Here is a 13,664-nt window from a genome sequence, read left to right as displayed (position 1 = left end):
TTTTTATTTGTCAGTATCGGCACCTTAACCATACGTAACTTTGTGTTCAGCACAAAAGTCTACAAAGCAATATCCTCTTGCTCCATCTTGAATGAACATTGGATCTCGTATTGGTTGAATGAGAAAACACTTCCACCATGGGTTCGCTTGGTTGTGACTGTCTCATCACCAAATTGAATCGTCACTCGGGTATACACTTTTTCGTGTACCTCTACAGTGCATTCAGCAAGGTTGGTTGCAAACTCCGCTTCGAGTGTATCTAGCTGCGACTTTGTGTTTTCTATTGCGAGGTTATTCTTCTCACGTTGCTGCTCTATTTCTAGGGCTTGCTCTTCGCTTCTCTCGGTTTTAGGGCGCTTCTTAAATTCTAACTCTTGGCGAATCACACCCATGGTTTGCTCTTGAGTGTGTTTATAAGCTTCCTTCAGCTCGGCTAGCTTTTGTCGGTAACCATCGTAGCGCGCAAAGCCATGTACTTTAGTTGCGGTGTCTCCCTCAACACCTAAGAAGACACATTCTACTTTCCCGCCGACTTTGGCTTCACCACCGCTGAGCGTGCCGTGTTTTTTCAAACTGTCCATCACGATAAGGTTGTTACCACAGCGAATGTCATTACTCATACTGTGCACACCAAGTCTAAGGTCGTTGGCCGTTTGTAGCTCAGCATTCTGTGCGTAGCTTGCTGTGATAGAGCCTTTACTGAATACCTTACAACTTTTTGGCTCCCCCTCTTTAGTCGTATGGCCGATAATGCCTTTGGCGACTTTGATATCCCCCTGGGCTTGAACTTCGGCCGATTCGATAAAGCCACCAACCGTAACACTTCCGGTCGCCTTGACGATCATCCCCGGCTCGATGTTGCCAGAGACGAAGACATTACCTTTAAATTTAACATGCCCAGTTGAGACATCGACGTTGCTGACACATAAGGCGTCATCCACTTCGATGGTTCGATCTTTAATGATGGGCAATCCAGGGTGTGAGGCGAGTAGTAAATTGGGATCTTCAGGGGAGATGTAGGTGCCCTTTCCTGGCTTGATTAAACTGTCTTGCCCAGGAAGCGGTGGGATAATTCGGCCTTGAACGGTAAAGCCAGCGATACCTTTGGTAGCGGGGGTACGTTTCATTAAGTGATCATTTTGACCAACGGTAATGGTTTGTCCCAAGTCTCGCATATCAATCTTGCCTTCGTCTTTGCTGCGAGGCTTCAAGACTTGGCGAGTAATATCTTCAACCAAAGCGGCAAACTTAGCATCCTTACCTTTTACTGGTTGTGTCCCTTTAGCGACGGGCTGAGTAAACTTTTCCCCGGGCTTAAGTTTGCTACTCATCATCAGAACTTTTCTGAGCGCTAACTTATTTATTCCTTTTGTTATTTGAGCTAGAGATAAGCACTGAATGATGTCGCTACCACGCAGTGGGTGTCCATTGTAGGGACCAGTGACCACGAGACTCGCCAACATCTCATCATCAGACAGTTCGACCGCAACAGTGGCATTTCGAACTTCAGCAATCAAGATTCCTTCATAAGCTTCACCCTTACCTTCTTTAGCAAGAGTAACGAAACGCAACACCTCTTCTTCGAAAAGAAAATAGTTTGATGCATTCAAAGCTTCCAAGGTTGGTGGCAGCGTCTTGTTATCAAAGCTTGCGTCAACCACAGTCCCGGTTGGCAGACATGCCATTACTTGTTGCTTGTCTTCCGACAATGTAACGATGTTATCCCACATTCGAATTGAGTATCCCTAATGACTCAGTTGTTATTCAGTCTATATAATTCATTCTGCGCTGAGTATCACATTATTAGAATAATCAGCGTCACATCACTTACTTTCGATTCTGCAAACATGACTCATAAATAAGACTTACACATTTTATGATCTGCTTCGCCTTTACAAATACATAGGAAAATTTTTTCAGAATATTTCGTGCGATTGAATGTTGATTCGATGTAGGGCTAGATAGTAAAGGCGAATAGCTTTAGAAGATTAAAGGCTGTAGTGGAGAGATGAAACAGAAGTGATGTAACAGATAATCAGGGTAAAAACGGATTTGAATATGGAGCTTCAGTTTACAGTGTAAATCCAAGATTCTAATTTACACTGTAAATCTAATTTGTAGCGGTCAGTCTATTTAAATGATGGCTAGCCTATTTACACTGTAAATTTGCTAGCAAAACATCGACATCTTTACGAAACTGAATCTCTGCTTGTTTACGACCAACAAGATTAAACTGTTCAACACAAGTCCCCCACTCTTTCTGCTGAACAACCTTTGCGATGAGTAAGTCAGAAATACCTATGTTTCGATCGTTACTGAGTAGAATCAAGTTCAGTACGCTGAAGCTGATCGCATCATAACTGTTGCCACCGTTCACGTAATTTCTAACTAACTGAGTTTCAAACTCACTAACGGTGTGAACACTCTTTGGCAGCAGAGCTCGCACCATATCGGTTTCAAGTGAAACCAAAGAACCTGAAACAAGAAAACAGTAGCTACGCTCGAAGTGATTTTGAACTTGGTTTATCCAGCCTTGAGAGTTTGAGTTAAGCGCCTTAACCATCAGAACCGAGTGACAGCCACTGGCCTGATCTCGCTGGTGGCCGATGTGCACAGCTTCAAATTCACTACCACGCCAAAAAGAAATCAATTCGCTGGTCGCGCCAAAGCTTGTCGCCAGATAATCTGCTTGGCTGGTTTGCTGTGATAACTGAGCCAACATCCAACGGCCAATACCCAAACCTTGATGACGTGCTGAAACAGCAATGCGCATAACTCGAAGGCACCGACTGGTCGCCGCCTGAGTACAGCCAAATTGGTTTGCCAGTAATACAGAGGCAAGGTGACCTTGAGGCCTGCGTTTTCCAAGTTGAATTTGAGTAATCAACTCGCTGTCCAAACCACCCTCTTCCGTCACTAACATACAACCTAAACATTTATCTTGCTGCCAAGCGGCGTATAAACGGATTGCTGGATTGTTGAGAAATTGCATAAAGTCATTTGGCGAGGTCTGATAGTGCGCATCCACGAGAAGAGAAAAACATTGTTGTAGCTGCTCAGGATTAGCCAAGCATTCTGATTTTGATAACTCGCCCAAGTTTAATTGGTTGATTGCGTCAGCAGAAAAGCCTTCGATTTCATCAACCGCCGATTCAGTGACTGATGCGTCATTACCAAGTAGGAAGAAATCAAACAACCAAGCTTCTAGCGGATCGTTGCTATTCCAACGAATCGGTTGTTCGAGCTTAAAGCCTTTCCACCCCGGACGATGCTCAGAAAGCCAAGACTCAAACTTAATACCGAACCCTCGTCCACTGCCTTCGTAACCGTGTACCGTGGTCGAAAAAACCATACGGTGATAGATGTCGACCATGGATTTAAGCATCGGAATTGGAATTGTAGCCGCTTCGTCAACAAATAGAAGGTCACAATCGGGCTTGGATTTAAGTAATTCATCTGGCGCGACGAATCTCAAACTTCCCCCTTGATGGCGAATGTGAGTAGCGTTGACCACTTCGCAAGATTCTAACCCTTGGCCAGCATGAGAAAATACCGGCTCTACCGCTTTCACTGAAGGTGCAGTAACAATAATATTAAAACCGTGACGCTCAACTAACAGCTGCGCTGCGGCAATACCCAATGTCGAGCTTTTACCACGCCCTCTATCCGCAGTGAGAATCAAAGGACGTTTACGATGTCCAGACACCACTTTTTTGACTAATTCAACAGCCGTGTTTTGCTGTTCAAATTTATCCAATCCGTTTTGGGCGCTTTGCATCTGAGGAAGAGCGTGAGTTGCTTGAACTACATCGCCGGCTTCATTGTGTTGTGAAACAGAAATCAGTTTATCGAAATGACGTTTTAACCAACGTTGGCCAAAGCTTTCACTATCTTCAGAGGCATTAACTTTTGGCGGCAACACCAACAACAACCCACCACCAACTAACGAACCCAACGCGGCACTAAAACCATTCGCATCGAACTGCTCTCTAAAATCACAAACAAGAACTTGGCACTCACGACCAAGCAGTTGTTGGCCTTTTTTTACTGGAGCATGAATCACACCTTCAAATGGCGTACCGCCAACCTGGAAGATGCTCGGAGTGTTTGAATCTTGAAGGAAGGTAAAAACAGCAGAGTTTTGCCAATCAAAATCGCCATCAAAGACCACGCCGTAACGGTGATCGTTATGCTGAGCAATATTAGAAAGTGTATGTAGAAAAGTGTTGGTTGGGTTTGTCATAGTTAGCGTCCAGATTCATCTAAACACAGTTTATCACAGCCAAATAAAAAGCCGCATAAAGCGGCTTTAGAGGAGTAATGAAAAGTCGTCGACTTAGTCGAGCTTCGATTGTACGAAGGCGAGGATTTCTTCCATTGTTGCGTCATCAACTTTCTTAAGGTTCAACGCCAAGTTTGAACCCTTGCGGCTGTATGATACGCGGCCCTTAATAAGCTCAACTTTTGGAGAAGCTTTCTTCGCTGGCGCTGGCGCCAATTCAAGAATCCAACCTTCCAATGTTTCGGTCACGTCTTTGGTTAGACGAGTTACGCCTTGAGCTTCGCTACGCTGCCATACAAAACCTTCAGAAGCATCACACTTAGTCAGCAGTGTTTGCTGCTGTTCACTCGTCAATCCACCAAACTGCTTGTGCAATTTAACAATAGTTGGACGACCAAGGTCGCTCACATTTGGGTAAGCTTGTAGCAATTCAAGTGGCAAAGCGGCTGCTTTCAATGCACCACTCACCAAAGCTTCACTGCACTGGAACATTTTTGCCAGTGCTTTCTGGTCTTCAGCTTCGCCTTTGTCCAGCTTCGCTTGCATCTCTTTGCCCTTCTCGTAAAGAGAAAGCGGTTTATGAGCGTTAGCTACGTCTGATAGGAACTTAGCGTGTTCGCCGTTAATGTTTTCAGCAACATAGATTAGGAACTCTTTGTCAGCCAAAATACATGACATACGACGACGGCTACCATCAAGAACTTCAATCTTACCGTCTTTGTTCTTACGACCAACTGCTGGGTATTGCTGACCACGTTCTTTCAATGTTGTAAGAACATCAGAAAGCGCATGCTCGTTTAAGAAAGATTGCTCACGAGCGTTCTCTTCAAAAACAACCGTTCGAGTAGCCACTTCAGCCGCAGGAATTCGAACCAATTCAAATGAAACCAAATCTTCGCCAGCAACAGAAAGCTCAATCACTTGAGCCTGCTCTTTTGCCGCTGTTTGCGCTTCTTGTGGTGTTGCTACGCGACGTTTGTTTGCTTTACCAAATAGCTTTGCATTTAAGTCAGATGTTTTAATTGCCATTGTTGTTATCCCTGATTAAGTGAAGGCCAGTTGCTATGTAATACGCGCTCTAATTCTAGAGCACTTTTTTGTACTGCGTCTTGAGCAACAGCTAGAGTTTTCTTACCGCCCTCAAAGTCGCTCACCGTTAGATCGAAAACCGTGCTGTAAGTGTCGGCACAGGTTTCAAAAGCACGGCTTCTTGGAATGGTTGCCATCATTACTTGGTCATTCAACAGGTAGTTCATTTCAGTCAGAACTGACACCTGTTTCTTGTTGTCGTCTTCAAACATGGTTGGCATTAGACGAACAAATTCGAGCCCTTTCCAGTCATCCGGGAACATTTCGTAAACCGTTGGTAAGTGCTGGAAGAAGTTAACCGTTGAAGCCCAATCCAAACGCTTAGCTGCACATGGAATCAGAAGTGCGTTCGACGCGTACATTGCATTCCATACTAGAGGGTCAACGTGCGGGCCGGTATCAATCATAATCACATCGAAGTCATCGGCGATTTTGTCGATAAGCTTCTCTTTTAACAGACGAACAATATCAAGTGACTGATCTTGTGAAAGGCTTTGCCACGCTTCAGCGTTAAACATCGCATCTTCTGGGAAAGCAGAAATTGTCTTCAGGTTTGGATACTGAGTTGGCAATAGTACGTTCTTACGAAGAAACTCTAGATCGACATCTTGGCCTTCAGGCACGTTGTCCAACATGATATCGACGGCAGAATAGATGCTGTCGTGCTCTGCCCCACTAATTTGTGGATTTAGGAACAGACGCAAAGAGCCCTGTGGGTCCAAGTCAATCAGACAGATACGGTAGCGCTTATCCAAATTCAGAGACAAACAAGCGGCTAAGTGAACTGCTGTCATTGATTTACCCGTACCACCCTTCTGGTTTTGTACGTTGATAATCCATGGCTTATTGTCAGCGTGCTGCTTACGTTCATGGAACTTCGGCACTTCTGCCGCGTCCATCAACATGTGAGCTTCTGTCAATGAAATCGAGTAATGATTAGCGTTGTTCTTTGTGAACTGATGGCCATCAGCTTCAAGTTTAGTGATCGCTTCATCGAGCTTACGACGCGTTAAACCAGAACGAGTCTCCATCATAGCTTTAGACATTGGAGGGAAATGTTCATCACTTCGCTCTTCCAAAATAATCTCAATTCGGTCAGCCTGAACTTGTTGAGTTTGTTCGGCTAGCTGATAGAGCTTATCAATCGTTTGTTCTCTTTTCATTGCCAGTTTCCGTAATGATTAACTAAGTACAAATTGTACAGCGATTAACAACAAACACAACAAAAACATGAACATACATTTATGAGTAAAATCACATAAAATAGACCGCGTTTTTACAATTTGATGAAACATCGCCTTAGACAAACACAAAAATGACTGTTTCTATCATGTATAACCATGCTATTTCTAGTCTACATTTTAAATGTTACAGCATCACTTATTTACAATGTAAATGGAATTTCAACGAAAAACCTTCGGAACGATTGAAATACAACCATAGATTACGGTTGGTGTGATTTGCATTCGAATTTATAGATTTTCAATCCAATAAAAATTAAAAAACACTCAATGACCAAAAAATTCAAAACAGAAGAGAAGATGGGGTGTCAAAAAACAACAGAGGATTGGAACCTAACCGGAAGAATGATCATGGAGCACATCCAGTGTAAGATAATTGATAACGCCAAATTATGAAGCATGATCAAGGCGTAAACTGAGCAATATTGATCCGAGCAACTGCACATTGAAAATGATCAACCTCCGGAAAAATGATCAAGTAAACATAGTTCCGGAAGCATGTAATTTATGAACTAAGTTACGGACAAATGCTTTTGGAATGGGGATTCAACGCCTATAAGGGCTCAATGATTGAAAATTCAATCGACACAGACCAAGAATACACAAACATGACAATTTCATGATCATGCTTCCTAGTTAAGACCCACCCGCTCTAAATACATCAAAGCAATCCATTTCCAGCGGATACAGACTAAATTTTGCACTCAATAGGGTAGGAACGATAAAAAAGTATGCTCTCTTGATCATTGTTCCGATAGATTGGCCACCACAAGTGTCCACTTAGACAAGTCAAAAGCGACTTAGAAACCGATGTTGAATTCCGATCTGTGGATAAGCTGTATAAGTATAATGATCATGCTTTCGAACCAATAATGATCATGCTTACAATGACTTAATGATCATCGTTCTGATGTTCTGTGATCATGCTTTCTTAAGTTTAATGATCATAGTTTCGGAACCTTTATGATCATGCTTTCCAAGGTGGTTTATTTTAATGCTTTAAATTCAGCCACTTATAAGCAAAGTTACGTCCAGATCATTAGATCACTTAATCATTTAAGATCATATTAATCAAAAAGATCAGTTATTTAAAAGCCAATAAATTCTCTTTATTTATGATCATTCTTTCTTTATCATTCAGGAACTATAGTGAAATTACGGTTAGTGTGATACGGATCAAAAATGAAACCAGAAGAGAAATTGTTAATTAAGGCACGAAGCCACAAAGATGGTCATTTATTTGAGGTATCTGAAACAGCCGTTGAATGGATAGAACAATATCAACACTTCAAAGGTGTCACCAAAAGCATAGTTGAGCTTCTTAACCTAATTTCACTTCGTGGGTTTAGCTGTAAAGACGGGTACGTTTCCACCACTGAGATTATTGAATCAACCGATGGTCAAGTCACTCGCGCAGCCTTACAGCAAAGGCTGAGAGCTGCAGTTAATATCGGATTGTTCAAACAAATCCCCGTTCGCTTTGAAGAAGGCCTTGCTGGTAAAACCATGTTGCATCGCTTTGTGAACCCAAACCAATTGATATCGGTGCTGGGTGCCACCAGCTTAGTGACAGAAAGCGTGAAGCAAAATGAAAAGCAAAAGCGCTCTAAAGCCCTAGCTCAAACCAAAGTAAACAAGCGCTTACTGAATGAACATGGGTTGAATACCCCACCAACGATGAAAGATGAAGCGGATCAATTCATTGTTTCGCCAACCAATTGGGCGGGGATTATTGATCAAGCGTTAGCGCCACCTAGAACTCGTAAGAGCTACCAGAAATCCATGGTTTCGATCTCTGGCACTCGAGCTGTGATCGAGACAAGATCTTCTAAAAATATCATGACCGTTGACGATCTGATGACGTTATTCGCGTTATTCACGCTCACCGTTCAATATCATGATCACCACCAAGATGATTACCATCTAGACGCGAAACACACGCCGAACAAAACACCACTCTACATCACTGATATTTTGTCTTTACGTGGCAAGAAAGACAGCGGCCCTGCTCGTGATTCGATCCGCGACAGTATTGATCGTATCGAATTCACGGATTTCCAACTGCACGAGCTTACAGGCCGTTGGCTTAGTGAGAACATGCCAGAAGGCTTTAAGAGTGATCGTTTCCGATTCTTAGCTAGAACCATTACAGCATCGGAAGAAGCGCCTACAGAGGGCTCTGACGGCGAAATTCGCATTAAACCGAACCTATACATCCTGGTTTGGGAACCTTCGTTCTACGAAGAGCTGCTGACGCGTGACTATTTCTTCCTATTTCCGCCAGAAATCCTGAAGCAACATACCTTGGTTTTCCAAGTGTATTCGTACTTTAGAAGCCGCATGGCACGTCGCCATTCAGATAGCATGTTGCTCAGTGAGCTCAACCAGAAATTGGCGCGTAACATCGATTGGCGTCGTTTCTCGATGGATCTGATCCGCGAGCTCAGAAAATTGGGTGAAGTCGGGGATCAAGAAGATACCTTCCTGGTTAATCTATGGGGTTATCACTTGACGATCACCGCGTTGATCGAAAAAGGGAAAACGACCGATTATCAGGTAGATATCAAATGTAATGTGGAAGAAGTCTTACGTTACTCAAGAGCGCGTACCACTAACGCAGGTAAGCGTAATATGGCACCAACGCTGCCGAACCCACTTCGTAACGAAATGGTGTCTAAGCAGAAACTGGAAGAGCTGTCTGAGATTATCGACGGTGAGTTTGAACCCATTCAGCGTAAAGCACCGTCGCCAAGAGGCAAATTGGGACGTCGAGTTAAGCAGCGTAAACACTCTGTTGAGATCAACGCTGACGAGATCATGATTACTCTCTCTAAATATACCTCTGCAGAGGCTCTAGAACGCAGCATAACGGCTTTATCTGCTATGACAGGGCACTCACATGCCTCAATCAAAGAAGAGTGCTCAGAGCTCATTGAGAAGCTTGATTGGTTGAGAGTAGGGGAGGACGTTATCCCATACGAAACACTGAGTCGCTTGATTGAGCTATATAACGACCGAGATAGCACCAGCAATCGACATCTGTCCATTGAACGTTTGATCTCTGGTTTAGCGGTGCGTCGTAAAGTGTGTAAACAAGTTCATGAAGGTCATTTAGACGAAAACGTGTTCCTTGCGCTCGATGAAATGGCGATTGGCCACTAGTCATTATCCTATCGCGATAAGCCTGTTTTACCGTCGCTGAATGGATAGTTTTGAACACATTAGGTGCTGATTAAAATCGCACCTAACGCTGACAAAGTGATGACAAAGTAGCGCATCTAGTTGATTATTATTTATCCCGAATAGACAACCTTTGTCCTTTCTTGTGATTAATAGATTGGCTCATATTTTGTTACATCATACTGAATAGATTTTTGCGAGTTCCCAAGGGACTCGCTTTTTTTTGCCTAAAATTCAGTCAATCATTAAAATTCAATAGCTTACAGAGTTAAACGCCGAAGCATGATCAAGGCTCGATCATGCTTTCTACGGATCTAGCTCTGGTGAGATTCTGATTTGATGCTTGATCGAGAAGGGCTTGATCAGTGGAGATGGCGTTGAATAATTCCTTGATCATCGTTTCGGGGATGGGTTGCCATAAAGCGTACATGCGACTCGATCAATTTTTCAGACTCTGCTTTCCAACGTGGTTCTTGCTGTTGGTTCGTAAACTCCAAAGCCAATACACACAAGTGTTGTAGCCGCTGTGTACACCACTCTTGCAATCCTGCTTCTGATTTTGGGTCACATGACACCGCTTGCAGCTTACTGTAGGCAAACATTAGGTATTGGTAGGCTTTATCTTGATGGCTTGAGCTGTTGGCCTCCTGCGAAGCCAAGTCCGGATTCGATGAATCCGCGAGGTGGCGATAGAAAGTAAAGATTCTCAGGCATCCGTCTAGCCAACATGCGATGCCTTTGCTCTGCTCATCCGTGATCAATGGCCCCCAGAGCGCATCTGGAGGCGTTAAGATCAAAGGTTCTAACCGGTCTACTTGATCATGCTTTCGGTCTTTGTACCAATCTCCGATCCGCTCTAACCAAGTGTCTAGTTCATTCATGCAACGTTATCCCACTGTTTTACAAAGTGATTATCAGAAACTTGTTTGATTTCATGCTGTATTTCACTGCTCTGCTCTCGAATACGATCAGCGTCTATTGAATAGTTTGGCTCATTTTTGACGAGTTCGCCAAATGGCAGATCGGGATCTGGTACCGCAGAGATCAACAACTTAGTGTACGGGTGTTGTGGATTGGTCAAGATCGACTGGGTTGATCCCCACTCGACGATCTGCCCTTTGTACATCACCGCCGTCTCTTCAGCGATGTAATGTGCCGTGGCAAGGTCGTGGGTTATGTACAAAAAGCCTATGCCTAACTCTTGCTTCATTTTTTGCATCAAGTTCAACACGCCAAGTCGAATCGAAACGTCCAACATCGAGGTGGGTTCGTCAGCAAGAATAACCTCAGCGCCAACGGCCAGTGCTCTGGCTAGGTTAACCCTCTGTCTTTGGCCCCCACTGAGCTCGTGCGGGTATTTGGCTAGCGTTTCGATGGGTAACTCCACCAGCGTTAATAACTCTTTGAGGCGCTCTGTGAGAGCCTGTTTAGTGGCTACCTGTTTATGGATCTTAAGTGGGCGCGTTAAATGGTGATCAATAGTGTGAGTGGGATTGAGTGAACCAAAGGGGTCTTGAAAAACCATTTGCACACGGCTGCGATAATCCAAGATATCTTTACGGCTTTTCAGAGTAGAGATGTCTCTGCCTTTGAACAGTATCTCTCCCTCTGTCGCAGGGTAAACCTTGGTCATCAATCGTGCGCAGGTGCTTTTCCCGCAGCCTTATTCTCCGGCTAAGCCGAAAATCTCGCCTTAGCCTATGTGAAAGCTAACGGATTTGATTGCATTGAAAGAGGGGAAAATGAGAGTTGGATCAAACCACATTTCTTATGGGGAATCTTTTAAAGATAATTGCAGAAAATGGCTTTGGCAAAGTTTAAATGAGGCATTTATTAATTAGCTTTGTGAAGCGTCGGAATCATCACACTTCAGTACAGAATTTCTTAACAAGCGAAAAAGCATTTGCTACAGATTACCTGTCCATTACATGGTGCTTTTCGGAGGAAAACATGTCCATTAATTCTATCAACCATGATGAAATGACAAATATTGCAAACAAGTGGGATGCTGAAGAAGAAGTATCTTTCAAACCAGAAAAGAAAATGAAGTCTGCTGAAGCTCGTCGTCGTATCGAGACTCTAAGAGAAATTAGAGAAAGCGGTTTGAGTCTGGAAGAAGCGAGGGAGCTAGGTCTTATTCACTAATAATCCCCATTGCATTTAGAAGGGTGGCACAACGCCACCCTTTGATTTATAAGTGTTTTTTCATGTTCCCTATCCAGATTTAATCAACTCCTTGATTCTTTGGCTCACTGTTCCGTTTAGCCTATCCCTTGTGATATTACGCTTTTCAGATGAAAAACATGCACATGGCATACTCTTGAACCAAGTTGTTTGACAGTCATATTCAACGCCACTAATTTTAAAGTTAAAGCAAAAATATGCGATGTCGTTGGTAAGGGGAAGGCTATGTCTAATTCTGTGGCTCAAGTTAAAGAAGTGCTGTTTTACGAACCCGAAGATCCGAACGGATACCTGTCAAATTTTGCCGCTTGTCCTATCAAGGTAGGTGATCAAGTTTGGGCAACCAGCGAACATTATTATCAAGCGATGAAGTTTGCCTCCGAAGCGCTACGTAATACCATTTTGGAAGCCAGTACACCTGCTGAAGCGTTCTCTTTAAGTCGTGACTACGAAGACCAAGTTCGCGACGATTGGTATGACATTCGTGTTGAAGTGATGCAGTTTATTGTGACGGAGAAGTTCAGACAGAATCCACAGTTTGCGCTGTTTCTTACCAACACCGGAGATTCGGTGATCAAAGAACATTCGCACAAAGACCACTTCTGGGGCGATGGTGGCGATGGAACCGGCGAGAACCATTTGGGTAAGATTCTGATGGTAGTGCGTCACCAGCTTCGCACTCAGCAACTGCATTTAATTGCTTCGCACTGATTCGTCGATTCAGATAGCGGCATGCTTATCATTACTCCTTAGACGCATTTAAAAGGCCGCCCTGCTATCTAGTATGAAGCAGGGCGGCCTTTTCGGTTTTAGAGAGTCAGGCATCAACGAGAGTTAACGTACGTGACTAAGCTATGCGTTGATAAGTTCTACGTTACGCTGGTGCTATAAGTAACTCTGTACGATGTCGTCAAGCTGTCCATCGTCTTTCATTTGGTCTAGGCGTTGGTTGATGAAGCTTTGCAGCTTAGGATCCATCTCAGGGTCAAACGCCAAATGGATAGGGTAGTTATTGATGACAGAACCAAACTCATGCATCTGGTAATCATCAATACTCAGTTTTTGCTCGTTTAGGTTGTATTTGATTCGTGATTCCATTTCCACAAACACGGTGTCGCCAGGTGCTCGGTTCAGGACACGAAACGCAGCAGTGTAATCTTTTACTCGAATCTCGTTGAGCTTGCCCTGTTGGATATAAGGTTCCAAGTTCGGATACTCAAATCCTTTCAGCAATACCACGGCTTTCCCATCGAGATCATCGATTGTATTGAACTCAAATGGCTTTTTACCGCTGCTGAGTAATACGTGTTTTACATTGTAAATCGGGTCTTCAGATAGGTTCGCAGATTGAATATTCCCCCAACTAGGGCTGCCATAGGTAACCCAGTTTGGATTCTCTCTCGCATCGAGCTTGTCGATCATTCGATTAAAAGGGTAGGTGTGGTAGTTGATCTCATATTGGCTGTCATCAAACACGGCTTCCACAATATCTGAAACAATTCCTCTGTGAGATGACCCGTCAGTTTCGATTTGAAAAGGTTGCGCTTGGCTCGCAATAATGTAGTAGTGAAGAGGTTCGCTTGCAGAAGCATAACTGCTTGAAAACAAACTGACTATGGATGCAACGATAAGATGTTTTTTCATAACCTTCCCTAGTTATTTGATGAATGACTACTATTATACTAGTT

The 13,664-nt window shown here is 43.6% G+C and carries 9 protein-coding genes and 1 pseudogene; 3 read left to right on the top strand and 7 right to left on the bottom strand.

What is annotated here, in order from left to right; genetic code table 11:
• Nucleotides 1–59: 59 nt before the first annotated feature.
• The 4 genes from AB4371_RS07205 to AB4371_RS07190 form a co-directional block, all read right to left on the bottom strand.
• Nucleotides 60–1,730: a DUF342 domain-containing protein gene (locus tag AB4371_RS07205; protein ID WP_372148945.1), complete on the bottom strand. Its 1,671-nt coding sequence runs from the start codon at nucleotides 1,728–1,730 to the stop codon at nucleotides 60–62.
• A 419-nt stretch (nucleotides 1,731–2,149) separates the two neighbouring features.
• Nucleotides 2,150–4,243 (bottom strand): GNAT family N-acetyltransferase, encoded by a 2,094-nt coding sequence (locus AB4371_RS07200; protein ID WP_372149338.1) that lies wholly within the window; start codon nucleotides 4,241–4,243, stop codon nucleotides 2,150–2,152.
• A gap of 93 nt (nucleotides 4,244–4,336) precedes the next feature.
• Nucleotides 4,337–5,311: a ParB/RepB/Spo0J family partition protein gene (locus tag AB4371_RS07195; RefSeq protein ID WP_017061212.1), complete on the bottom strand. Its 975-nt coding sequence runs from the start codon at nucleotides 5,309–5,311 to the stop codon at nucleotides 4,337–4,339.
• 5 nt (nucleotides 5,312–5,316) lie between these two features.
• Entirely contained in the window at nucleotides 5,317–6,534 is a 1,218-nt protein-coding gene (locus AB4371_RS07190; protein WP_017061213.1) for a ParA family protein, read from the bottom strand.
• 1,260 nt (nucleotides 6,535–7,794) lie between these two features.
• On the opposite strand from AB4371_RS07190, the gene AB4371_RS07185 reads away from it, so the two are divergent.
• The gene (locus AB4371_RS07185; RefSeq protein ID WP_372149337.1) at nucleotides 7,795–9,774 is read left to right on the top strand and encodes a replication initiator protein RctB domain-containing protein; all 1,980 of its coding nucleotides are present in this window, start codon (nucleotides 7,795–7,797) and stop codon (nucleotides 9,772–9,774) included.
• 380 nt (nucleotides 9,775–10,154) lie between these two features.
• Here AB4371_RS07185 and AB4371_RS07180 read toward each other — a convergent pair whose 3' ends face one another.
• Both AB4371_RS07180 and AB4371_RS07175 read right to left on the bottom strand, forming a co-directional pair.
• The gene (locus AB4371_RS07180; protein WP_102320933.1) at nucleotides 10,155–10,673 is read right to left on the bottom strand and encodes a transcriptional regulator; all 519 of its coding nucleotides are present in this window, start codon (nucleotides 10,671–10,673) and stop codon (nucleotides 10,155–10,157) included.
• A pseudogene (locus tag AB4371_RS07175) lies at nucleotides 10,670–11,557 on the bottom strand (ABC transporter ATP-binding protein). The gene AB4371_RS07180 and the pseudogene AB4371_RS07175 overlap by 4 nt, the downstream one beginning before the upstream one ends.
• A 185-nt stretch (nucleotides 11,558–11,742) precedes the next feature.
• On the opposite strand from AB4371_RS07175, the gene AB4371_RS07170 reads away from it, so the two are divergent.
• The gene (locus AB4371_RS07170) at nucleotides 11,743–11,937 is read left to right on the top strand and encodes a hypothetical protein (RefSeq protein ID WP_017061218.1); all 195 of its coding nucleotides are present in this window, start codon (nucleotides 11,743–11,745) and stop codon (nucleotides 11,935–11,937) included.
• A 189-nt stretch (nucleotides 11,938–12,126) separates the two neighbouring features.
• Nucleotides 12,127–12,687, top strand: a complete 561-nt coding sequence (locus tag AB4371_RS07165; protein ID WP_372129521.1) for an NADAR family protein — start codon at nucleotides 12,127–12,129, stop codon at nucleotides 12,685–12,687.
• Nucleotides 12,688–12,861: 174 nt separating this feature from the next.
• Here AB4371_RS07165 and AB4371_RS07160 read toward each other — a convergent pair whose 3' ends face one another.
• Entirely contained in the window at nucleotides 12,862–13,620 is a 759-nt protein-coding gene (locus AB4371_RS07160; protein ID WP_136974558.1) for an ABC transporter substrate-binding protein, read from the bottom strand.
• Nucleotides 13,621–13,664 lie beyond the last annotated feature (44 nt).

The sequence above is a fragment of the Vibrio sp. 10N.261.51.A3 genome, assembly GCF_041471965.1.
Classification (GTDB): domain Bacteria; phylum Pseudomonadota; class Gammaproteobacteria; order Enterobacterales; family Vibrionaceae; genus Vibrio; species Vibrio crassostreae_C.
This window is presented reverse-complemented; position numbering and strand designations above follow the sequence as displayed.

Excerpts from the sequence above, each read along its gene's own strand:
- AB4371_RS07205 (WP_372148945.1), bottom strand. The coding sequence starts at position 1,730 with ATGTGGGATAACATCGTTACATTGTCGGAAGACAAGCAACAAGTAATG.
- AB4371_RS07200 (WP_372149338.1), bottom strand. The coding sequence starts at position 4,243 with ATGACAAACCCAACCAACACTTTTCTACATACACTTTCTAATATTGCT.
- AB4371_RS07195 (WP_017061212.1), bottom strand. The coding sequence starts at position 5,311 with ATGGCAATTAAAACATCTGACTTAAATGCAAAGCTATTTGGTAAAGCA.
- AB4371_RS07190 (WP_017061213.1), bottom strand. The coding sequence starts at position 6,534 with ATGAAAAGAGAACAAACGATTGATAAGCTCTATCAGCTAGCCGAACAA.
- AB4371_RS07185 (WP_372149337.1), top strand. The coding sequence starts at position 7,795 with ATGAAACCAGAAGAGAAATTGTTAATTAAGGCACGAAGCCACAAAGAT.
- AB4371_RS07180 (WP_102320933.1), bottom strand. The coding sequence starts at position 10,673 with ATGAATGAACTAGACACTTGGTTAGAGCGGATCGGAGATTGGTACAAA.
- AB4371_RS07170 (WP_017061218.1), top strand. The coding sequence starts at position 11,743 with ATGTCCATTAATTCTATCAACCATGATGAAATGACAAATATTGCAAAC.
- AB4371_RS07160 (WP_136974558.1), bottom strand. The coding sequence starts at position 13,620 with ATGAAAAAACATCTTATCGTTGCATCCATAGTCAGTTTGTTTTCAAGC.